Source organism: Flavobacterium subsaxonicum WB 4.1-42 = DSM 21790, assembly GCF_000422725.1.
Taxonomy (GTDB): domain Bacteria; phylum Bacteroidota; class Bacteroidia; order Flavobacteriales; family Flavobacteriaceae; genus Flavobacterium; species Flavobacterium subsaxonicum.
The window spans coordinates 477,012-498,505 of record NZ_KE383909.1 but is presented as its reverse complement, the minus strand read 5'-3'; the positions used below and the strand labels follow the sequence as shown (position 1 = coordinate 498,505).

General features: G+C 41.2%; 20 protein-coding genes. 10 read left to right on the top strand and 10 right to left on the bottom strand.

Translation table 11 applies throughout. From position 1 onward, the window contains the following. Positions 1-6: 6 nt before the first annotated feature. The 6 genes from G509_RS0112635 (at position 7) to G509_RS0112610 (ending at position 6,213) form a co-directional block, all read left to right on the top strand. Entirely contained in the window at positions 7-2,052 is a 2,046-nt protein-coding gene (locus tag G509_RS0112635; RefSeq protein ID WP_026991866.1) for a S41 family peptidase, read from the top strand. A gap of 65 nt (positions 2,053-2,117) precedes the next feature. Then, complete coding sequence (locus G509_RS0112630) at positions 2,118-2,831, top strand: YebC/PmpR family DNA-binding transcriptional regulator (protein WP_026991865.1); 714 nt, start codon at positions 2,118-2,120, stop codon at positions 2,829-2,831. 382 nt (positions 2,832-3,213) lie between these two features. After that, a complete protein-coding gene (locus G509_RS0112625) occupies positions 3,214-3,765 on the top strand; it encodes an RNA polymerase sigma factor (protein WP_026991864.1) in 552 nt (183 codons plus the stop codon). Further along, complete coding sequence (locus G509_RS0112620; protein ID WP_026991863.1) at positions 3,765-4,310, top strand: hypothetical protein; 546 nt, start codon at positions 3,765-3,767, stop codon at positions 4,308-4,310. Before G509_RS0112625 ends, G509_RS0112620 begins: the two co-directional genes overlap by 1 nt. Then, the gene (locus G509_RS0112615; protein ID WP_026991862.1) at positions 4,291-5,349 is read left to right on the top strand and encodes a hypothetical protein; all 1,059 of its coding nucleotides are present in this window, start codon (positions 4,291-4,293) and stop codon (positions 5,347-5,349) included. The genes G509_RS0112620 and G509_RS0112615 overlap by 20 nt, the downstream gene beginning before the upstream one ends. A gap of 150 nt (positions 5,350-5,499) precedes the next feature. Next, the gene (locus G509_RS0112610; RefSeq protein WP_026991861.1) at positions 5,500-6,213 is read left to right on the top strand and encodes a head GIN domain-containing protein; all 714 of its coding nucleotides are present in this window, start codon (positions 5,500-5,502) and stop codon (positions 6,211-6,213) included. A gap of 272 nt (positions 6,214-6,485) precedes the next feature. Here the strand turns inward: G509_RS0112610 and capA are convergent, their stop codons facing one another. Continuing rightward, a complete protein-coding gene (gene capA, locus G509_RS0112605; RefSeq protein WP_026991860.1) occupies positions 6,486-7,526 on the bottom strand; it encodes a cysteate synthase in 1,041 nt (346 codons plus the stop codon). A gap of 82 nt (positions 7,527-7,608) precedes the next feature. Then, the gene (locus tag G509_RS0112600; RefSeq protein WP_035738941.1) at positions 7,609-9,738 is read right to left on the bottom strand and encodes a S9 family peptidase; all 2,130 of its coding nucleotides are present in this window, start codon (positions 9,736-9,738) and stop codon (positions 7,609-7,611) included. Positions 9,739-9,812: 74 nt separating this feature from the next. Here G509_RS0112600 and G509_RS0112595 point away from each other — a divergent pair, with 74 nt between their 5' ends. Then, positions 9,813-10,136, top strand: a complete 324-nt coding sequence (locus G509_RS0112595; RefSeq protein WP_026991858.1) for a YbaB/EbfC family nucleoid-associated protein — start codon at positions 9,813-9,815, stop codon at positions 10,134-10,136. A 72-nt stretch (positions 10,137-10,208) separates the two neighbouring features. Here G509_RS0112595 and G509_RS0112590 read toward each other — a convergent pair whose 3' ends face one another. The 3 genes from G509_RS0112590 to G509_RS0112580 all read right to left on the bottom strand — a co-directional run bounded on the left by G509_RS0112590 (position 10,209) and on the right by G509_RS0112580 (position 12,186). Continuing rightward, positions 10,209-10,508 carry a hypothetical protein gene (locus G509_RS0112590; RefSeq protein WP_026991857.1) on the bottom strand — a complete coding sequence of 100 codons (300 nt, stop codon included), beginning with the start codon at positions 10,506-10,508 and terminating at the stop codon, positions 10,209-10,211. A 111-nt stretch (positions 10,509-10,619) separates the two neighbouring features. After that, positions 10,620-11,081 (bottom strand): hypothetical protein, encoded by a 462-nt coding sequence (locus G509_RS0112585; RefSeq protein ID WP_026991856.1) that lies wholly within the window; start codon positions 11,079-11,081, stop codon positions 10,620-10,622. A gap of 82 nt (positions 11,082-11,163) precedes the next feature. Continuing rightward, positions 11,164-12,186 (bottom strand): threonine aldolase family protein, encoded by a 1,023-nt coding sequence (locus G509_RS0112580; protein WP_026991855.1) that lies wholly within the window; start codon positions 12,184-12,186, stop codon positions 11,164-11,166. 54 nt (positions 12,187-12,240) lie between these two features. Here G509_RS0112580 and prfB point away from each other — a divergent pair. The 3 genes from prfB to G509_RS0112565 all read left to right on the top strand — a co-directional run bounded on the left by prfB (position 12,241) and on the right by G509_RS0112565 (position 15,804). Then, positions 12,241-13,339, top strand: a protein-coding gene (gene prfB / locus G509_RS0112575; protein WP_117590876.1) for a peptide chain release factor 2 whose coding sequence is annotated in 2 segments (ribosomal slippage) — positions 12,241-12,303 and positions 12,305-13,339 — 1,098 coding nt in all. Because the reading frame shifts where the segments join, the coding sequence is not laid out codon by codon here. A 254-nt stretch (positions 13,340-13,593) separates the two neighbouring features. Continuing rightward, on the top strand, positions 13,594-14,826 hold the full coding sequence (locus tag G509_RS0112570) for a GAF domain-containing sensor histidine kinase (protein ID WP_026991853.1): 1,233 nt from the start codon (positions 13,594-13,596) through the stop codon (positions 14,824-14,826). A gap of 57 nt (positions 14,827-14,883) precedes the next feature. After that, positions 14,884-15,804 (top strand): AraC family transcriptional regulator, encoded by a 921-nt coding sequence (locus G509_RS0112565; RefSeq protein WP_026991852.1) that lies wholly within the window; start codon positions 14,884-14,886, stop codon positions 15,802-15,804. Positions 15,805-15,969: 165 nt separating this feature from the next. On the opposite strand, the gene G509_RS0112560 is transcribed toward G509_RS0112565, so the two are convergent. The 5 genes from G509_RS0112560 to G509_RS0112540 form a co-directional block, all read right to left on the bottom strand. Continuing rightward, on the bottom strand, positions 15,970-16,344 hold the full coding sequence (locus G509_RS0112560) for a DUF779 domain-containing protein (protein ID WP_026991851.1): 375 nt from the start codon (positions 16,342-16,344) through the stop codon (positions 15,970-15,972). A gap of 39 nt (positions 16,345-16,383) precedes the next feature. After that, positions 16,384-17,448, bottom strand: coding sequence for a 2,3-butanediol dehydrogenase (locus G509_RS0112555; RefSeq protein WP_207382698.1), 1,065 nt, complete (start codon positions 17,446-17,448; stop codon positions 16,384-16,386). A gap of 65 nt (positions 17,449-17,513) precedes the next feature. Continuing rightward, the gene (locus G509_RS0112550) at positions 17,514-19,019 is read right to left on the bottom strand and encodes an aldehyde dehydrogenase family protein (protein ID WP_026991849.1); all 1,506 of its coding nucleotides are present in this window, start codon (positions 19,017-19,019) and stop codon (positions 17,514-17,516) included. 302 nt (positions 19,020-19,321) lie between these two features. Further along, complete coding sequence (locus G509_RS0112545; RefSeq protein WP_081663302.1) at positions 19,322-20,230, bottom strand: phospholipase A; 909 nt, start codon at positions 20,228-20,230, stop codon at positions 19,322-19,324. 194 nt (positions 20,231-20,424) lie between these two features. Beyond that, positions 20,425-21,489: an inorganic phosphate transporter gene (locus G509_RS0112540; RefSeq protein ID WP_026991847.1), complete on the bottom strand. Its 1,065-nt coding sequence runs from the start codon at positions 21,487-21,489 to the stop codon at positions 20,425-20,427. Positions 21,490-21,494: the final 5 nt, after the last annotated feature.

Genomic DNA, 21,494 nt, shown 5'->3' with positions numbered 1-21,494 from the left:
ATTACCATGAAAAAATTTGCTGCATTGGCCTTTTTAATTGCCCTACAGGCACACGCCCAGAGTAACGAAAAGGCCTGCAGTGTTTTTTCTCGCATTAGCACTATTTTAAAAACCAGGCACTACCACCCTAAACCGGTAGACGATAGCCTTTCGGCTTACGTCTACAAAACGGTTATGAACCAGCTTGACGATAACCGCGTGCTTTTTCTAAAAGACGAAGCCGATTTACTGGAAACCCATAAGTACCAGATTGACAACTATATTAATAATGGTGATTGTACTTTTTTTACCGATTTTATTGCCACTTACAAAAAGGCTTTAGAGCGCAACAGGCAGTTTGTAGAAGATATTGCCAAACAGCCGCTTAGCTACACTACTAAAGACACTATTTTTTATTCGAAGAAAAACTTCCCGTTCCATTCAGATCCGGAGAAGATAAAAAATTTCATGCGAAAAAGAATAACCTATGATGTGCTGGAAGACGTTGCCATGCTTAGCAAAAATAAAGATTCGCTTAAGCAGCACCTGGACAAGCTCTTCCCCCTGTCTCAGGCAAAAATTACAGATACCTACCTGTGCCGAATTAACAGCCTGCTCTCGCCTTCCGAAGGTTTCGAGAACAGCATGTACAACAGGTTTTATTCGGTATTCTGCTCCTATTTCGATCCGCACTCTACCTACTTTAATTATAACGAGAAACAATCGTTTGTGTCGTCTATCTCAACCGAAAATTACTCCCTTGGGCTTTACGTAAGCCAGAACGATAAGGAAGAAATTATTGTAGAAGAAGTAGTACCCGGCGGCCCGGCATACATTACAAAAAAAATAGACAAAGGCGATAAGCTTATTAAGCTATCGGTCAATAATACCGATTACACTGTGTCCTGCGCTGCAATGGAAACCATTAATAACATTGTATACAGCGATACTTATAAAACAGTAGACCTTACGCTTCGTAAAAAAGATGGTTCGTTATATACCGTTACCCTCGAAAAACAGGTTATGAAGGCCGATGACCATAGCGTTTACAGCTATATTTTAGGCGAAGGCAAAGAAAAAATGGGCTATATAAAAGTACCAAGCTTTTATACAGCCATGGATAACGAGACCAACAGCGGCGTTGCCGACGACGTTGCTAAAGAGGTATCTACCCTTAAAAAAAGCGATATTAAAGGCCTTATTATCGACCTGCAATACAATGGTGGCGGCAGTATGGACGAAGTTATCCGTATGGCGGGTATGTTTATAAACTACGGTCCTGTGAGTATTGTTACCGATAAAAACCAGACCTACAACACCATCCGCGATTACAACCGCGGCATGCTATATAACGGCCCAATGGTGGTATTGGTAAATGGCTTTACAGCTTCTGCAAGCGAATTTTTTGCCGGGGTAATGCAGGATTATAACCGCGCCGTTATTGTGGGCAGCACCACCGTTGGTAAGGCCACGATGCAGACTATACTTCCGCTTGACGAGAAAAGCCAGACCGATTTTGTAAAAGTTACTATCGATAAATTTTACCGCGTATCGGGCAAGAGCAGCCAGTACACCGGCATTGTGCCCGATGTACCATTGCCGTTTGTGTTTAACGATATGCTTCCGCGCGAAAAAACCATGCCTACCGCCATTAAAAACGACAGTATAGACATTAACGTGCGCTTTACCAAAATGGCCGACGATGCCATTAAAAAAGCCATTGCCCTGAGCAAAACCCGCACAGGCACTAACAAAACACTCAATAAGCTTATAGATATTAATAAGCAGGTAGATACTTTTTATAAGACCGATAAAAAGCCGTTGCCCGTAACTTTTGATTCGGTTTATGCCGATGCCCACGCTATGGATAAGCTTTGGAAAGAGATTACCGCCGAGCTGGAAAAAGAAACCAACCTTACCGTAAATACCGACGCCGGCAAAACCGGCAATGCCGATACCGATGCTTTTTACAAAAGCGTGAACGAGTTTAAGGTAAAATCTATTAAAGCCGACCCATACATTTACGAGAGTGTAAACATTCTTAAAGATTTAAGTAATTATAAATCCCGTTAAAGCGCATTTTGTTTTTGCAATAACTGCAAATAATTCTATTTTTGTACTGCAAATAAATAAAAACAATGGGAAGAGCATTCGAGTTTAGAAAAGCAAGAAAAATGAAACGCTGGTCGGCCATGGCCAAAACGTTTACAAGAATAGGCAAAGACATTGTAATGGCCGTTAAAGAAGGCGGACCAAATGCAGAAACCAACTCCAGGCTTAGGGCAGTTATACAAAATGCCAAGGCAGCCAACATGCCTAAAGACAATGTTGAGAGGGCTATTAAAAAAGCATCAGACAAAGATACCGCTAACTTTAAAGAGGTGTTGTTTGAGGGCTACGCACCCCACGGCATTGCCATACTTATAGAAACCGCTACAGATAATAACAATCGTACTGTTGCCAACATTCGCAGCTACTTTAATAAATGCAACGGCACAATGGGCACACAGGGGTCGGTAGAGTTTATGTTCGACCATACCTGCAACTTTCGCATACCTGCCGAGGGCCGCGATGTTGAAGAAATGGAACTGGAAATGATAGACTTTGGTGTAGAGGAGATTTTTGCCGATGAAGATGGCGGTATTGTAATGTATGCCCCTTTTGAAAGCTTTGGTGCCATCCAGAAAGAACTGGAAAACAGAGGTATCGAAATACTATCGTCAGGCTTTGAAAGGATTCCACAAATAACCAAAGAGCTTACCGAAGACCAGATTGCCGACGTTGAAAAACTTCTTGAAAAAATTGAGGAAGACGACGACGTTATGAACGTGTACCACACTATGCAGGAGTAGTTTACTTTTGTTTTATAATATTAATAAAGCCGTCCAGTGGACGGCTTTATTATTTTATCTATATCAGTATTATTCCTTACAGGACATTGTATTGGGCTATTACACAATTGCTATCGAAATTAAGTCCTTACAGCACAGCATTTAATTCAAGTAAATTTTCTTTTAATAAACAATTTTACTATTTTCCCGTTAGGGAAATAATTTCGGTAGTAGATAGTTAATCGCTATCCCTATCTGCCCTTATTCAATCAACTCTTATTATCCCAAAACCCCTCCCAAACGAAGTAATTGCTACATTAGTACATTAAAAAATTAATTTTTTTAATACAACTGTAACAATTTTAAAAACGTGCAGTCATTAGTATAAACCAGGCAACCAAACTTGACGAACGCAAACCAGGATATCGACCAACTAATAACCCTATGCAAGGCGGGCAACCGCAGCGCGCAGTTTGAGGTGTATAACCGCTATTATAAGCCTATGTACAATACCGCGCTAAGAATTGTAAAGGATAGCCACTGGGCCGAAGATATTATGCAGGAGGCGTTTTTAAAGGCTTTTACAAAGCTGGAGTCGTTTAAGGGCGAGGTTACGTTTGGGGCATGGTTAAAAAAAATTGTATTAAATCACAGCCTTGATAATTACAAGAAGATCAATAAGAATGCCATGGACGCTCTTGATGATATTTTGTACAAGGTTGAAGACACCGGTTATGCCGAAGATGTAACGCTGGATTTTCAGTCAGTAAAAATACAGGAGGTTATGGCGGCACTAAACTCCCTTAAAGAAAGCTACCGCATTATCCTTACGCTGCTTTACATTGAGGGTTACGACCAGGAAGAGATTTGCGATATTTTGGTAATTAGCCCGGGCAATTGCCGTACCACCATAAGCAGGGCCAAAGAAAGCCTGCTAAAAAAACTAAATGCATAATGAAAAACGAAAAAGACAGTTTAGACAACCTGTTTAACAGCTTTGATGGGCAGTGGGATACCGAAGGGCCATCTCTTGGGCATCAGGAGCGCTTTTTAAACAGGCTTGAGGGTAAAAAGCAGCAACGCTTTAATTTAAGAGTAGCAGGGCCTGTAGCGGCAGCCATTGCACTTTTTATAGGATTATTTATAACGTTTGGCTCGCAAATGGGTCGCAACACGGCGGCAAATAAAATGTCGCCCAAGGCTCAGGAGGCACAAATGTATTTCTCGGGCATTATAGAAAAAGAACTTGCCAAGGTAGAAAAGCAAAACAGCCCCGAGACCAAACAACTGGTTAAAGATGCCCTGTACCGCATGAATGCCCTGGAACAGGATTACAATAACCTTATTAAAGAACTGCAGGAAAAAGGCGAGAATAAAAAAATTATCCACGCCATGATTACCAACCTGCAAACCCGCATTTCTTTCTTAGAAGAGGTGCTTACCAAAATAGAAAACATTAAAAAAATAAAAGAAAACTACAATGAAAACAATCAGGCTTAATATCGTTATACTGCTGTTATTCCTTATTCCGGGAGTGACAATGGCCGGTATTGTAAAAGGAAAATACACGAAAGAGAAAAAGATAAACAAATCATTTTCGGTTAACAGCACGGCCGGGCTTACGGTTTCTAACAAATACGGCAACATTTACATTACCACCTGGGACGAAGATAAAACTGCTATAGATGTTGTTGTTACCGTTAGCGGCAACGACGAAGACGAGGTTAACAAACGCCTTAACTCTATAGATGTCGACTTTAATGCCACCGCAGCCCTGGTTAACGCTAAAACGCTTATTGGCAATTTTAAAGGCAAACGCATTAGCATGGAAATTAATTATACCATTAAAATACCAAAACGCGGCACCCTTGGGCTCGCCAACCAGTATGGTGGTATTATGCTGGGTAAAATTAATGGCGGTGTTAATATTAATTGCCAGTATGGCAGCCTTGATATTGAAGAGCTTAACGCCGAAAACAATAACATCGACATTCAGTATTGCAGTACTTCTAAAATTGGCTACATAAAAGCAGGTAATTTTAAGGCACAGTACTCCAACATCAACATTGCTAAGACGGGCAAACTAATTTTAAATGCAGATTACACTCCGTTTCGGGTAGGCATTGCCGAAGATATTAACTATAAGGTTGATTATGGCGATATTAAAATTGACAGCGGCGATAAAATAAATGGGGCTTCTAACTACACTGTTGTACGGGTGGGCAGGGTTAGCAATGTTATTAACCTGACTTCTAACTATGGCGATATAAGCATTACAAACCTGGAAAAAAGCGCGAAAAATGTAGCTATCAATACCTCTTATGGGTCGGCGAGCGTAAAATATGATGCTGATGCTACTTTCGACTTTGAATTTTACCTGGACTATGCCGGACTTAGCGGTAAGGACGGACTTAAATTTACCGAAAAGACCGAAAAAAATACCTCTTCGCACTACAAAGGCTACTACAGGAGCACAGGTGGCACAAGGATATATATTAAGTCTGAATATGGTGGGATAACACTTAGAAAGGGAGAGTAAAAGAATTTAATAATAGACGTTAGATAATAGACAATTCGCCGCACCCGTCAACCGACAACCAACAACTAAATAAAAAACCCATGCAACCATTTTAAGTTTATAATCGTCTTATAATTAATCAATCAGAGTTCAATCATCAAATCAATCAACATGAAAAAATTATTAACCTTGGTAGTGGCATTTTTATGTGCTGCTACTGTTACCGCCCAGGACGAAGTTGAGGCCAGCGGTAAAATCACCAAGAGCCAAAGGTCAGTCGGCAATTTCGAAAACTTAGATGTAACCGGATCTTTTAATGTTATTTTAGAAGAAGGAGCAACGGGCAACATTACCGTAGAAGCATCTGATAATATTGCACCTTATATTATTACCGAAGTTAACGGCAATACACTTTCAATATCTACTAAAAAAGGTATGAGGTTCAGGGCGTCTAAAGGTAATAAGGTAACCATACACATACCTTTTAAAACACTGAACGAAATTAAACTCACAGGTTCTGGATGCATAACTTCAGACAAGACCATAGCATCTAACACCAAAATTCACCTTAATGGTTCAGGTAACATTACATTACATGTAAATTCGGCCAAGACCGATGCACTGGTAACCGGCTCGGGCAGCATTAAGCTTGTAGGTTTATCAGAGCATTTTAGCTGCCGCGTAACAGGTTCAGGCTCTATTAAGGCCACCGAACTGGAAAGCGATAATGTAGAGGCCGATGTTACCGGATCGGGCAGCCTTAAGGTACTAAGCAATAAAATTATTAAAGGCCGTATTACCGGCTCTGGCAGCATTGCTTTTGCCGGCGAACCTCAGGAACGCGACCTTAAAAAAACCGGCTCCGGAGACTTTAAAACACTTTAAACTTCACTTCATACTCGTTGTTTAAGAAAGAAGCCATCCTGTAAGGGATGGTTTTTTGTATTTGATGTGTTGCATAAATTAATTCCCTACGGGAAAAATATACAATGCCTCAAATTTATCGCTACCGAAATTAAATCCCTACGGGATAAAATAGTATCGTCGTCTTATACCTGATTTCCCGTAGTAATAAATTATGAACATTACATTACCTGTATAAACAAAAAACTCCGGATTGTGCATCCGGAGTTTTTTTATGATTAAGAAAAATTAGCTTATTTAATAAACTCAATTTTTTGTGCTTCTTCTAAATTTACGCTGTCAAAAAAGCCCTGCTCGTTCATCCAGTCGTCGCTAAATACTTTGCTCATGTAGCGTGAACCGTGGTCAGGGAAAATCATAACAATATTACTGTTCTCATCAAACTCGCCAAGCTCGTTGTATTGCCTTGCCGCCTGTAGTGTAGCACCACTGGTGTAGCCTACAAATAAACCTTCGGTTTTGGCAATGTAGCGTGCCGCATGGGCACTGTCTTCATCAGATACTTTTATAAACTTGTCTATAACATCAAAATCTGTAGCCGTAGGTATCAGGTTTTTACCCAAGCCTTCTATACGGTATGGATAAATCTCTTCGCTGTCAAATTCTCTTGTTTCATGGTATTTTTTTAGTACCGATCCAAAAGCATCTACACCAAGTATTTTTATATTAGGATTTTGTTCTTTTAAGAAACGTGCTGTGCCCGATATTGTTCCGCCTGTACCACTACAAGCTATAAGGTGGGTAATCTGGCCACCGGTTTGTTCCCAAATTTCTGGGCCGGTAGTTTTGTAATGGGCATCTACATTAAGATCGTTAAAGTACTGGTTAATGTAAACAGATCCTTTAGTCTCTTCGTGCAGCCTTTTTGCAACACTGTAGTAAGAGCGTGGATCGTCTGCCGATACATTAGCCGGACATACATATACCTTAGCACCCATGGCGCGCAGCATATCTATCTTGTCTTTAGAAGATTTAGAGCTAACAGCAAGTACGCAGTCGTAACCTTTAATAATACTAACCATAGCTACACTAAAACCCGTGTTGCCAGATGTTGTTTCAATAATGGTATCTCCCGGTTTCAGGATGCCTCTCTTTTCAGCTTCATCAATAATATATAGAGCAATCCTATCTTTAGTGGAGTGGCCCGGATTAAAAGCTTCTACTTTAGCATAAAAATTTCCTAATAATCCTTCTGTAACCTTATTGACCTTAATTAGGGGGGTATTCCCGATTAATTCCAACACATTATTATAGGCTTTTATTTCTTCTTTCATAAAAAAAATAAGTTAGCAAGGTAAACTATATTTAAAAGTTTATAGACCTTAAAACCCTGCAAATCTAACAAAAAAATTTTAATTACTTTTTAATTCCTTCCAAATCTAACAAAAAACTGTATTCTTTGGCTACTTCCTTCAGCGCTTCAAAACGGCCCGATGCGCCGCCGTGGCCTGCTTCCATGTTGGTATCCAGGTACAATTGGTTGTTTCCGGTTTTTAAAACCCTTAGCTTGGCCACCCATTTTGCGGGCTCCCAATATTGCACCTGCGAGTCGTGCAGACCCGTAGTTACAAGCATATTTGGGTAGGTTTGGGCTGTAAGGTTATCATAAGGCGAGTACGATTTCATGTAATCGTAGTACTCTTTTTCGTTAGGGTTGCCCCATTCGTCATACTCTCCTGTGGTAAGCGGTATGCTGTCATCAAGCATTGTGGTAACCACATCTACAAACGGCACCTGGGCAATAACACCGTGGTACAATTGCGGCGCCATATTTACAATAGCACCCATCAACAGCCCACCGGCCGATCCGCCTTCGGCATACAAATGCTGTGGCGACGTATATTTCTGGTCGATTACATACTGCGAGCAATCAACAAAATCTGTAAAAGTATTCTTTTTAGTAAGCAGCTTGCCGTTATCGTACCAGTCGCGGCCCAGATCTTCGCCGCCCCTTATATGGGCTATAGCATAGATAAAACCACGATCGAGCAGGCTAAGCCTTATAGAAGAGAAATACGGGTCCATAGAGGCTCCGTATGAGCCATAGGCGTACAACAGGAACGGGTTGTTGCCGTTCTTAGTTATGCCTTTACGGTATACCATAGATATTGGCACTTTGGTACCATCTTTGGCAGTGGCCCAAATACGCTCTTCAACATAATTATTTTTATCAAATTTGCCGCCAAGTACCTCCTGCTCTTTAAGCACTACCTTTTCTTTGGTTTTCATGTTAAAGTCGATTACCGACGACGGTACGGCTAAACTCTGGTAGCTGTAGCGCAAAATATCGGTATCAAAATCAGGATTGGTAGATGTACCGGCCGTGTAGGTTTCAATTTCAAATGGCAGGTAGTACTCCTCGCCTTTCCACGGGCGGATACGAATGGTGTTAAGGCCGTTGCTGCGCTCAGAAATTACAAGGTAGTTTTTAAAAATGTCTATATCTTCCAGCAAAACATCTTTGCGGTGGGCAATAAGGTCTTTCCAGTTTTCTTTGCCTGTAGCATTCTCCGGCGTAGTCATTAACTTAAAGTTGGTAGCCTTGTCTTTATTAGTAACAATGTACCACTTATCGCCATAATGGGCAATATCATATTCTAAACCGCGTGTACGTTTCTGGAAAATACTAAACTCGCCATCGGGCTTTTTAGCGTCCAGTATGCGGTATTCTGATGTTAATGTGCTCGATGAGCCAATAACCAGGTATTTTTTAGATTTTTCTTTGTAGATAAAAGTGTTGTAGGTATCATCTTTTTCATGATAGATAAGTACATCATCTTTAACATCGGCGCCAAGCTTGTGCTTGTAAATTTTATCAGATCGTAAAGTAACCTCGTCTTTACGGGTATAAAAAAGCGTTTTATTATCGCCGGCCCATGTAGAGCCTCCGGTTGTATTTTCTATTTTAAGCGGAAGTATCTCGTTGGTTTGCAGGTTTTTTACCTGTATAACATACTGCCTGCGCGATACGGTATCTACGCCAAAGGCTGCCCATTTATTATCTTCGCTAATATTAAGGCCGCCAAGCTGAAAGTAACTATGCCCTTCGGCCATTTTGTTACAGTCAAACAAAATTTCTTCCTTCGCCTCAAGACTGCCTTTTTTACGGGCATAAATAGGGTAATCTTTTCCTTTCTCGTAGCGGGTAATGTAGTAGTAGCCGTTATAAAAGTAAGGTACAGAAGCATCGTCTTCTTTAATCCTGCCTTTCATTTCCAGAAAAAGGTCGTCTCTAAACTGCTTTGTATGGGCGGTAGATTTTTGGTAGTAGTCGTTTTCCTTATTAAGGTAGTCTATAACTTCGGGGTTTTCCCTTTCGTTAAGCCAATAATAATTGTCTGTACGGGTGTCGCCGTGCTTTTCGAGCTTTTTGGGCTTTACCGCAGCCACGGGCGGTGTAAGGGTCTCGGTCATTGTAGTCTTGCTTGTTTGGGCATTGCCTGCAAAAATAACACAAACACAACTTAAAAGTAAGTGTTTTTTCATTCTTTTATGAAATTGGAATATAACCCTGCAATTTAATACATTTGTATTTATAAACACTATAATAAAATATAATTATGTTTGGAGATATTATGGGAATGATGGGTAAAATTAAAGAAACCCAACAAAAGATTGAAGAAACTAAAAAAAGGCTTGATTCTGTTTTAGTGGATGAGCAAAGCAACGACGGGCTTTTAAAAGTTACGCTTACTGCTAATAGAACCATACGTTCTATTACCGTAGACGATGCTTTATTAGAAGATAAAGAGCAACTGGAAGACTACCTGGTACTGGTTTTAAACAAAGCCATAGAAAAAGCTACTGCCGTTAACGAAGCCGAACTGGCTGCCGTTGCTAAAGATGGTATGCCAAATATTCCCGGATTGGACGGAATGTTCTAACAAGTTTAGAGTTTAGGGTTTAGAGTTTACTGTTAACTCAAAACCCTGAACCCCAAACTCTAAACTCTGCAACTATTTCTCCGTATAATACCCGCTCCTGCCGCTTCTTAGCGATGTTACCTCCATCTTGTAATGGTCTACAAGATGCACTAACGATGTTAGCAATGCCACAGGTTTGCCATCTCTGTAAATAGTATCGTTACTTAAAAACAGGCCTGTATTTTTTTCTTTAGAAAAAACCACCCAGTCGCCCAGACGGTGCGAACCATGTGTGTATTTCCAATGGTGCTGCACAACAATCTCCGAGTCGGAAACATTATTGCAAGCCGTACAAAACAGTACCAGAAAAAGGCACTCAACAAATCTTTTCATATCCGGATAATTTAGATATCCAGATACAAGATAGTTATTACCCCTTTAATTACGGGTAGTTTTAACGTATTGGATGGATATTTGGGTTGTGGGTTGTGGGCTGAGAGTTAATTAAAAATTCCAAACATCTCCATCAACATTAGTATCGGGTTTATAATTTTCATTTACCAACCCAATAATGACATCCTTGTACAGAGAGTCATTTGCATTCACTTTATAATGTGTTTTCAAAGCTATAGGAGTAGAATTTTCTCCAATGTTAAAAAAGAAAAACCTTTTATTATAAGCATCTAAAAACAAGGTACGGTCGGTTCTCCACGCCCCAATTTTACTTTTGGAGTTACGGATCTCGCCACTGGGAGTAAAAATAAAAACACTATCAGATGGTGCTTTAAAAGAAGTATGCTTCTCTGAAAACAATGCCATCTTATATCTGCTTCTGCAAATCCCGGCCAGTTCCTCCCCTTCTATTTTCTTCATCCGGTTCGGAAAAAGATACTGCACTGTATTATCCGGCTCTTTACATCCTAAAAATGTAAAAAGCAGAATAAATAATGTAATAATCTTCTTCATGTAAAAATGTTTGAGGTTTCAGGTTTCAAATTCTCTTAACACAGATTGGCAACCTGAAACTTGAAACCTGAAACAAATAAACTTACGCCATCTTACTAAACGCCTCCAGCACATACTGGTGCATTACCTCCTTATAATCTAAGTGGGTAACAATACGCAGTTTGCCTTTACCTAAAGAGCTTATAAAAATGCTTTTTTGCTTAAGTTTTTCAACAAAAGCAGTTTCGTTATATTGCGGTTTAAGCGAGAATATAAGTATATTGGTCTCAACAGGCTCAACCGTGTCTATGTAAGGCTGTTGCTGTAACAAGGCACCCAGTTCTTTTGCACGCCGATGGTCTTCCTCCAGTCGGCCTACATTATTTTGCAGGGCATAAAGTCCGGCTGCGGCAAGATAACCCGCCTGGCGCATACCGCCACCCAGCATTTTACGCACACGCAATGCCCTTTTAATAGTATCGTGGTCGCCCACAAGCACAGAACCCACAGGTGCGCCCAAACCTTTGCTTAAGCAAACCGAAATAGTATCAAACAACTGCCCAAACTGCGTTGGGTGCTGCCTTTTAGCCACAAGGGCGTTCCATAAACGGGCACCGTCCAGGTGGTATTTTAAATTATTTTGTGTGCAAACTTCTTTAATTTCATGTAAAGTTTGCAATTCGTAGCAGGCTCCTCCACCCTTATTGGTGGTGTTTTCTATACAAACCAGGCTGGTAAGCGGGCTATGGTAAAAATCGGGCGGATTTATGGCCTCAGCCACCTGGGCTGCCGTTATCATGCCGCGGCTGCCATCTACCAGCTTGCAACTTGCACCGCTGTTAAAGGCGGCACCACCACCCTCATAATTATACACATGCGCCCATTTATCGCAAATAAGCTCATCGCCCGGCTGGGTGTGCAGCTTAATGGCGGTTTGGTTTGCCATAGTGCCGGACGGAAAGAAAAGTGCTTCTTCCATCCCAAATAAATTTGCAACAGTTTCCTCCAGTTCTACAACTGTAGGGTCTTGTTTATATACATCATCGCCTACTTTTGCCCTGAACATTTGTTGCAGCATTTCGTGCGATGGCCTTGTAACCGTATCACTAACTAAATTAATTTCCATATTATTGAAAAGTATAGCCTATTTTTGCATAAGCTATACAAAACTACATTATTTATGACAAATACCGAACAAATAAAAGGTATTATAGAGCGTCTTGGTGCGCTGAGGAGGTATCTTTGACATTGACAGGAAGTTAATAGAAATTGCCAACGAGGAAGAAAAAACTTTTGCGCCCGATTTTTGGAACAATGCCAAAGAGGCCGAAATTTTAGTGAAGGCACTTCGCAGCCAGAAAAAGTGGGTTGACGACTATAATAAGGGCAATGCCATGGCCGAAGAGCTACAGGTATTGTACGAGTTTTATAAAGAAGGTGATGCTACAGAGGCAGAGCTCGACGACCAGTGCAAGCTTACCCTTGCCCATATTGAGAACCTTGAATTTAGGAACATGCTTAGCGACGAGGGCGACAGCCTTAGTGCCGTAGTACAAATTACGGCCGGCGCCGGCGGAACCGAAAGTTGCGACTGGGCAGAAATGCTTATGCGTATGTACATGATGTGGGGCGAAAAGGAAGGCTATAAAATTAAGGAACTTAACTTTCAGGCCGGAGAGGTAGCCGGTATTAAAACCGTTACCCTGGAGTTTGAAGGCGATTACAGCTTTGGTTACCTTAAAGGCGAAAACGGCGTGCACCGTTTGGTGCGCATCTCTCCTTTCGACAGTAATGGTAAAAGGCATACATCGTTCGCATCCGTTTACGTATACCCGCTTGCCGATGATACGATTGAGATTGAAATTAGTCCAGCCGATATTTCGTGGGAAACCATGCGAAGCAGCGGTGCCGGTGGCCAGAACGTTAATAAGGTAGAAACAGCTGTAAGGCTACGCCACCACCCTACAGGGATTATTATTGAAAATTCTGAAACGCGTTCGCAGCTTGATAATAAGTTAAAAGCCATGCAGTTGCTTAAGTCGCAGTTGTACGAAATTGAGCTTAAAAAACGCCAGGCCATGCGCGACGAAATTGAGGCCAACAAAATGAAAATTGAGTGGGGATCGCAAATTCGTAACTATGTTATGCATCCTTACAAACTGGTTAAAGATGTGCGCACGCACTTTGAAACCAGCGATGTAGATGGCGTTATGAATGGCGAGATCGACGAGTTTTTAAAAGCTTACCTTATGATGATGGGGCAAAAAACAGAGGAGTAATCTGTTTAAAATTGCATTTAAAACATTAGTCTACCATTTTTATAGAATACAATTCCGGATAAGTGCTTTTACCAGTGGCTTTTCCGGAATTTTTTATGATGTTTTGGCACAATTTACCTTGTTAACAAGGTTACAAAATCATGTAGGTTTCGTTACAATATATGACTGAGAATGCTGTTGTACGGAAAATATTTTGTAATTTCGAAGTTATTGGAATTTGGCAAATATTAACCTTACAATTCCTGCACAAATTTATGACTAACAGAAGACCCTATTCAATACCTGATAATGAAGCCCTTAGACTCGAAAAACTAAGGGAGTACCAAATATTGGATACCCATTCTGAAGATACGTTTGATAAAATAGCATTACTTGCTGCACAAATATTTAATGTGCCCAGTGCCTTTATAAATTTTGTAGATGCTCAAAGAGTTTTTATAAAATCCAGCATTGGATATGATGAACCTATTAGCGAGGTGCCACGCGAAGAAAGCCTTTGCTCAAGGACTATATTAAAAGATGTTGTTAATACGTACGCCGATACGCACAACCATCCGGAACTGATGGAAAATCCACACGTACTGGCAAATGGTGGTATCAGGTTTTATGCATCGGCACCGTTAAAAACACCCGAGGGACTTATAATGGGTACCATTTGCGTAGTTGATTATAAGCCCCGCGAAGCCACCGAAGCACAGCTTACTATGCTTAAAACGCTGTCAAGCATTATTATAGATAAGCTGGAAAACAGGCTGCGCTACCGCAAATCGGTAGAGTCTCAGGTTAACCTTATGAACATTGCCCTGCACGAAATTAAAAATCCGCTGGCTTCTATAAAACTGGCCAACGAAATTATATCTAAAAGCCCACCAAGTGCCGAACGCATGACCGAGAATATAAAATCGGCCGTGGTAAGGATACAGGCAAAGCTGGCCGACCTTTTAAAACAGTCTGAGCTTGAAGAAAAAGACATGATGCTTAATGTTGAAGAGGTAGACCTTAACGAAATGTTCGCCCGCCTGCTTTATAATTTTGAACTTTTGGCGCAGCGTAAAGATCAAAAAATAGAGTTTTATTGCGATGATACGCTGCCTGTACTCGAAGCCGATCGTACTAAAATTTCAGATGTGCTGCACAACCTGCTTAGCAATGCCATTAAATATTCGTATCCGGGCACTATTATTAAACTTTCTGCCCGCGAAGCCGGCAATTATGTGCACATAGAGGTTAAAGATGAGGGCCAGGGACTTAATTTTAGCGATATGCAAAAATTATTTACCAAGTTTGCAAAGCTTAGTTCTAAGCCTACCGGTAAAGAAACCAGTAATGGTTTGGGTTTATCCATCACAAAATCGTTTGTAGAGCTGCATAACGGTAATATTTATGCCATGAGCCCCGGTAAAGATAAGGGTACTACCTTTATTGTGTCGATTCCGTTTAAACATAAAAGGGCACCGGAGCTGGAAGAGATCTCAGAATTTAACTAACAAAATTTTACTACATCGTTTTATATCCGTAATTTAAAGGCGATTTAAATTATTGGTATGAACAACCGTAAAGCACTACTGGAAGCGCCTTCTTTAACCCGCGAAAAATCGCTTAAAACACTGGTAGAAAACCGCACTGTATACGCATTAGACAATTGCGAACTCAACCTTTTCGAAACCTATCAGGAGTCGGTACTGGTACCGCTAAAATTTAACGACCTGGTGGTTACCAGCATGCTGCGCGGTAAAAAGGTAATGCATTTGTTTGATGACCCTGAATTTGAATACCTGCCGGGAGAAACCGTAATTGTACCGAGAAATACCGAAATGAAAATCGATTTTCCGGAGGCATCAACACAAAACCCCACACAATGCCTGGCACTGGCCATAGACCACGATAAAATTACCGATACGCTTAATTTTTTAAACGAACGTTACCCCAAACAAGAGAATTTTGGGTGGAAATTAAACCGCGAAAATTACTTTTTCTATAATAATACAGAACTTGCCGCTACCCTTAATAAACTGATAAGGGAATGTATGAGTACATCTGTAACTAAAGATGCACTGGTAGACCTTGCCCTGCAGGAACTTTTGGTGCGCATTGTGCAAACGCAGACCGTACAGTCTATACATAGCGATAAGGCTATAGATACCACAAGTGTTATCTATCATATAACCAATTTTATAAAATCGAATCTTAGCACTCCAATAAACCTCAAGGCACTGAGCGATAAGGCAAGTATGAGTACATCTTCTTTTTACCGATATTTTAAAAGAGAACTGGGTGTTAGCCCTATAGAATTTATTTTGAATGAGAAGATTAAGCACGCCAAGCAACTGCTAAAAAATCCCGGCATACAAATAAACGAGGTTTGTTTTATGAGCGGTTTCGAAGACTGCAACTATTTTATCCGACTCTTTAAAAAGCATGAAGGCATTACGCCGAAGCAGTATCAAATGCTAAACGCGAGTTAATTTACTGGAAATTTGGGAATTTGTGGATTTGTTGATGTGGTAATTTGTTCAAAACACAAATAACTCAATCCACGAACTATCACTCGAGGGCTTTGCCCAAACTGACGAAGTAAATTCACCGGAAAAACAAATAACCAAATCAACGCATTACCGCATTCACAATTCTTAGTCCTCTATAAAACTAACGGGTTCCAGTTTATCGCGTTCTTCGTCGGTAAATAGGCGCGATTCTATTAAAAACCGCTTACCAAACGGAATTTCGAGCGAAAAGCTTGCACCCCTGCCTTCAACTACATTAAGGGTTAAGTGAGTGTGCTGCCAGTATTCAAACTGGTCTTTGCTCATCCAGAATTCGCAGCCATCTATAACACCCAGGCAAACATCGCTGTAGCCCAGTTTAAAGTCGCCTTTCTGAAAACACATGGGCGACGACCCATCGCAACAGCCACCACTCTGGTGAAACATCAGTTCGCCATAGCGCTCTTTAAGTTCGGCTATCAATTCTGAAGCTTTCGGGGTAATATCTATTCTTTTATACATGGTATGTTTTCTAAGATCAATTTAAAAGCAGCATTTTCTTTATCCGTTTATTTCGACCAATATCTTAACCTGAGATGGGTTAGATACCAGTGCCTCAAAACCATCGGTAACAATAGTATCGAGCGTAATTTTTTGGGTCACCAGTTTTTCTACGTCCATACGGCCTGAATCGATAAGGCTAATTACTTGCGGAAAAATATTGCGGTAAGCAATAATACCTTTAATGGTTATCTCCCTAACCACCTGATCGAAAGCATTATGTGTAACAGGCTTACCAAACAGGGCAACCAACACCGCCGTACCACCATTGCGAAGGCTTTTTATACCGCCATCAAAACTGGCCTGTACGCCTGCGGCATCTAAAAATACATCGGCACCGCCGTTAGTAAGTTTTTGTACCTGCCCTGCAATATCATCAGTCTTGCCATTAATAACGTGTGTGGCACCAATTTCTGTAGCTTTTTCAAGCCTTTTTTCGGCAATATCTACCACAATAACGTTAGCCGCGCCTGCAGCAATTGCCGCCTGAACGCACAACAACCCTATAGGCCCGGCACCATAAATAAGGCATGACTGCCCCAGTTTTAAACCGCTTTGTAATACGGCGTATACCGCCACGGCAGCAGGTTCTACAAGGGCGCCCTGCTCAAAACTCATGGTATCGGGTATTTTATGCACCATATAATCTTCAACCACAGTATATTTTGCAAAGCCTCCATTAGAAGTAAGCCCTATAAAACCCAGTGGTTCAGATAAATTATATTCTCCGTTAGTAATAAACGGGCTCTCCGGGTTTTTAAAAAGTGGCTCTACCACAACCCTGTCGCCCACCTTAACGTTGGTAACACCTTTACCTATGGCAGAAACTACACCCGCAAACTCATGACCCAGCGTAGTAACACCCTGGTGTCCGTTTAGCGGATACGGCTTTTCTACAGGTATGAGCATTGGGCCGTGGGTATATTCGTGCAGGTCTGACCCGCATATCCCTGCAAACTGAACTTCTATCTGAACTTGTTTATTTCCGGCAACGGGTACTTCGGTTTCTTCCACCCTAATATCCTTTGCGGCATGCCAGCGCGCCGCTTTCATTACTTTTGACATTCTCTTTTTGTATTTAATTAAAAAATCAGGCTGCCTAAGCAGCCTGACAACCAAACAATTGTTTATTAAAAAAAACCTAATTTATTTTTATCGTAAGATATAAGCATGTTTTTAGTTTCCCTGTAGTGGTCCAGCATCATTTTGTGGTTCTCGCGGCCAAAGCCCGATTTTTTATACCCACCAAACGGTGCATGTGCAGGATAAGCATGATAGTTGTTAACCCATACCCTACCGGCTTTAATGGCACGCGGCACCTGATACAGCTCGTGGGCATCTCGGGTCCATACACCGGCTCCAAGTCCATACAGGGTATCGTTGGCAATTTCTATGGCTTCTTCAACTGTTTTAAAGGTGGTAACACACACAACGGGGCCAAAGATCTCTTCCTGAAAAATCCTCATCTTATTGTGTCCTTTAAAAATAGTAGGCTGAATATAGAAACCACCGGCAAGGTCGCCATCCAGTTTATTAACATCGCCGCCCGTAAGTACTTCGGCACCTTCTTCTTTACCAATTTTAAGGTATGATTGTATCTTTTCATATTGGTCGTTACTGGCCTGTGCGCCCATAGCAACGGTTTTATCTAACGGATTACCTATTTTAATGGCTTCGGTACGGGCAATAACGCGGGCAATAAAATCATCGTAAATATCTTCCTGAACCAGGATGCGCGATGGCGATGTGCATACCTCGCCCTGGTTAAGGCAAAACATAACGGCACCTTCTACTGCTTTATCGTAAAATTCGTCATCGGCATCTGCCACCGATTTAAAGAAAATATTAGGCGATTTACCACCCAGCTCCATCGTACTCGGAATAATATTCTCGGCAGCATACTGCATAATAAGGCGGCCTGTAGTGGTCTCTCCCGTAAACGACACCTTGCCTATTTTAGGCGATGTAGCTAATGGTTTACCGGCCTCTATACCAAAACCATTCACAATATTTACCACACCGGCCGGGATAACATCTTTAAGCAATTCCATTAAGATAATGATAGAAACCGGGGTTTGCTCGGCAGCCTTAACCACGGTACAGTTACCGGCAGCAATGGCAGGTGCAATTTTCCAGGTAGCCATAAGCAGCGGGAAATTCCACGGGATAATTTGCCCCACAACACCAATAGGCTCGTGCAGCACAATGCTTACGGTATTTTCGTCATGTTCTGATATAGTGCCCTCTTCAGCACGGATTACACCGGCAAAATATCTAAAGTGATCGATACAAAGGGGTAAATCGGCAGCCAGTGTTTCGCGAATGGCTTTACCATTATCTATACATTCTACCGTTGCCAAGTACTCCAGGTTGGCTTCCATAACATCGGCAATTTTATTTAAAACGCTGCTGCGGTAAGCGGGCGATGTTTTTCCCCAGGTTTTAAATGCCTCGTGTGCAGCATCTAAGGCAAGGTCTACATCTTCTTTGGTAGAACGTGCTGCCTGCGCAAACACTTTACCATCTATTGGAGAAACGTTATCAAAATACTCTCCCTTAACAGGCGGAACAAATTTGCCGCCAATAAAATTATCATACTTTGCCTTAAATTCAGGCCTTTGTGCTATATCACTCATAATACAAGTAGTTTGTTTGATTTACTCAAAGTTACTTTTGTAATACAAAACAGAATAGCACTAATCCGTCAACTAATAGCACAAAATTGCCAAATTGATTTTTTTAGGATAATTTTAATGAAGGGAATTCAAATAAAGGTATAAGATGATAGATTTTAGATAATAGATGATAGAAAAAGATAAAGACTACGAGCAAGCTCCGCAGTTCTGCCATCGGACTTTGCGCCCTCCAACTTTCGGCTTTTGACCTGAAGACCTTAAAACTTTATGACTTTATAACTTTTGACCTTAAGACTCGTCTCTTAAAGCCACTCCACTAACGACACACCCAATCCAATAGTAGTTTGCCTGTTGTTGTAGTCTATAAGAGTTTCGCCATAACCGTGTGTAACCTGTAGGTAGCCTTTAAGGTTACCGAACAACCTGTACGACCATGAAGCTTCGGCATAGCCACTAAAACCGCTGTTAAAGGCAAAATTAGTGCTGCCTGTAAACGATATTACACTTTTACCCATGCTGTAAATAACAGTAGCATCGCCATTGCCAATACGCTTTATAATATCCGGGTTATCATCTTCATCATCTGGAAGGCGAATCCACGGCCTTACATATACCTGCCAGTTATCTTTCTCGAAACCCGCATGAAAAATAATCCTGTTCCAGCTTCGCGAAAGCGGCATATCGCGCCCGTTAGACTGGTGGTTAAAGCTAACCCCCAGCATACGGTTTCTAAAACCCAACATTTTAAGGTTGGTAGCAAAATTAAGAATAACCTCAGGCTCGTAATTGGTTTCCCTAAATGGGCGTGAAAGACTTGCATTATACACCTGCCAGTGCGATTTTTGGGTATAGGCCACCCACAAGTCACCATAGCGTCCAAAAATGGTCTGCAATACTTTTACTTTAAAGCTTATTTGGAATTTAGCCTCCAGATGGTTAAAATCCTGTGGTTCGTCTACAGTATAATCAGTACTTGGGTTGCCACTGTAGGGCTGATCGTTAGGCTGGCTGCTCCATCGCAACGGTAAAATATAAATAGGCTTGTAAGGCGTTATAACAAACGTACCGGCAGATGTTAGTGTGTCCAGCTCCCAGCGCTGACTCATAGACCTGGGCCTGTTGGTATTAAATATTGAACTTATTTGCGCCGAAGCCGTGCCAAAGCAAAACAACAGTGCAATGTGTGCATAAAAATATTTAAAACGTGGCATAGGCTGTAAGTGTAGTATTACCAAAGATACTATTTAGTTTAAGAGTGGCAAAGTTGCAGAGTAGCAAAGTTTTTAAGTTACTGAGTTATAATTGACTTTATTATAAATAAAAAGTTCCAAAGCGGTATTAACCACTTTGGAACTTTTATTATTTTATGACTCTATTACTTTGTAACTCTGCGACTCTGAAACTATTAAGTAAACAACGATACCAAATAATACATTAAGGCAGCTATAATAGCCGATACCGGTATGGTTAGCACCCACGCCCAAAGCAGGCTAATGGTTACACCCCAACGTACGGCAGATACCCTTTTGGTTACCCCTACCCCAATAATTGCACCGGTAATGGTGTGGGTGGTAGAAACCGGTATACCTAAATGTTCTGATGCATATAGTGTAATGGCACCGGCAGTTTCGGCGGCAACGCCCTCTAACGATGTTACTTTTGTAATTTTAGAACCCATGGTTTTTACAATTTTCCAGCCACCACTCATGGTGCCAAGGCCAATCATAAGGAAACTCGCAATAGGCACCCAATACCAGTGGGCTACAAAATATTTAAACGGATCTTCAGATGTAAGGTAGTTAGGGTCCATATCTACTTTAGTGTGGTAAAAAATTACCGCAGCGCCAATAATACCCATAACCTTTTGCGCATCGTTAGCACCGTGGCCTAAGCTAAATAGGGCTGATGATACTAACTGTAATTTCCTGAACCATTTATCTGCCTTAGAAGGGTTTGCCTTACGGCAGATGTTTAGTATAAGTATGGTAATAAAGTAAGCCACGACCATACCAATAAGTGGAGCAGCAAAAATAAACAGTATAATAGGCACTACTTTACCGTAGTTAACAACCGTATTAAGATCAGCACCCTCTATAGTAGCAGCGTGCGCCAGTGCAGCACCCATAAAACCACCAATAAGCGTGTGCGATGATGATGATGGTATACCCAGTTTCCAGGTAAGTAAGTTCCAGGTAATTGCCGCTATAAGCCCAGCAAGAATAACCTCTAACGTAATAAAATCGATGTTAACGGTCTTGGCAATGGTGTTACCAATTTTAAATTCGCCTACCCAGTATTTAGAAATAAAATAGGCCAAAAAGTTAAAGAACGCAGCCCAAAGTACTGCCTGAAAAGGCGTTAAAACCTTGGTAGCTACTATGGTAGCAATGGAGTTGGCCGCATCGTGAAAACCGTTGATGAAGTCGAAAACCAGTGCTAATACAATTATAATGATAAGGAGCGTAAACATAAGTT

Bases quoted from the DNA above. Each gene is read 5' to 3' on its own strand.
- G509_RS0112580 (WP_026991855.1), bottom strand. From the start codon at position 12,186: ATGGAAATTAATTTAGTTAGTGATACGGTTACAAGGCCATCGCACGAA.
- G509_RS0112635 (WP_026991866.1), top strand. From the start codon at position 7: ATGAAAAAATTTGCTGCATTGGCCTTTTTAATTGCCCTACAGGCACAC.
- G509_RS0112540 (WP_026991847.1), bottom strand. From the start codon at position 21,489: ATGTTTACGCTCCTTATCATTATAATTGTATTAGCACTGGTTTTCGAC.
- G509_RS0112615 (WP_026991862.1), top strand. From the start codon at position 4,291: ATGAAAACAATCAGGCTTAATATCGTTATACTGCTGTTATTCCTTATT.
- G509_RS0112585 (WP_026991856.1), bottom strand. From the start codon at position 11,081: ATGAAGAAGATTATTACATTATTTATTCTGCTTTTTACATTTTTAGGA.
- G509_RS0112610 (WP_026991861.1), top strand. From the start codon at position 5,500: ATGAAAAAATTATTAACCTTGGTAGTGGCATTTTTATGTGCTGCTACT.
- G509_RS0112565 (WP_026991852.1), top strand. From the start codon at position 14,884: ATGAACAACCGTAAAGCACTACTGGAAGCGCCTTCTTTAACCCGCGAA.
- G509_RS0112595 (WP_026991858.1), top strand. From the start codon at position 9,813: ATGTTTGGAGATATTATGGGAATGATGGGTAAAATTAAAGAAACCCAA.
- G509_RS0112545 (WP_081663302.1), bottom strand. From the start codon at position 20,230: ATGCCACGTTTTAAATATTTTTATGCACACATTGCACTGTTGTTTTGC.
- G509_RS0112550 (WP_026991849.1), bottom strand. From the start codon at position 19,019: ATGAGTGATATAGCACAAAGGCCTGAATTTAAGGCAAAGTATGATAAT.
- G509_RS0112600 (WP_035738941.1), bottom strand. From the start codon at position 9,738: ATGAAAAAACACTTACTTTTAAGTTGTGTTTGTGTTATTTTTGCAGGC.
- G509_RS0112620 (WP_026991863.1), top strand. From the start codon at position 3,765: ATGAAAAACGAAAAAGACAGTTTAGACAACCTGTTTAACAGCTTTGAT.
- G509_RS0112560 (WP_026991851.1), bottom strand. From the start codon at position 16,344: ATGTATAAAAGAATAGATATTACCCCGAAAGCTTCAGAATTGATAGCC.
- capA (WP_026991860.1), bottom strand. From the start codon at position 7,526: ATGAAAGAAGAAATAAAAGCCTATAATAATGTGTTGGAATTAATCGGG.
- G509_RS0112590 (WP_026991857.1), bottom strand. From the start codon at position 10,508: ATGAAAAGATTTGTTGAGTGCCTTTTTCTGGTACTGTTTTGTACGGCT.
- G509_RS0112630 (WP_026991865.1), top strand. From the start codon at position 2,118: ATGGGAAGAGCATTCGAGTTTAGAAAAGCAAGAAAAATGAAACGCTGG.
- G509_RS0112555 (WP_207382698.1), bottom strand. From the start codon at position 17,448: ATGTCAAAAGTAATGAAAGCGGCGCGCTGGCATGCCGCAAAGGATATT.
- G509_RS0112570 (WP_026991853.1), top strand. From the start codon at position 13,594: ATGACTAACAGAAGACCCTATTCAATACCTGATAATGAAGCCCTTAGA.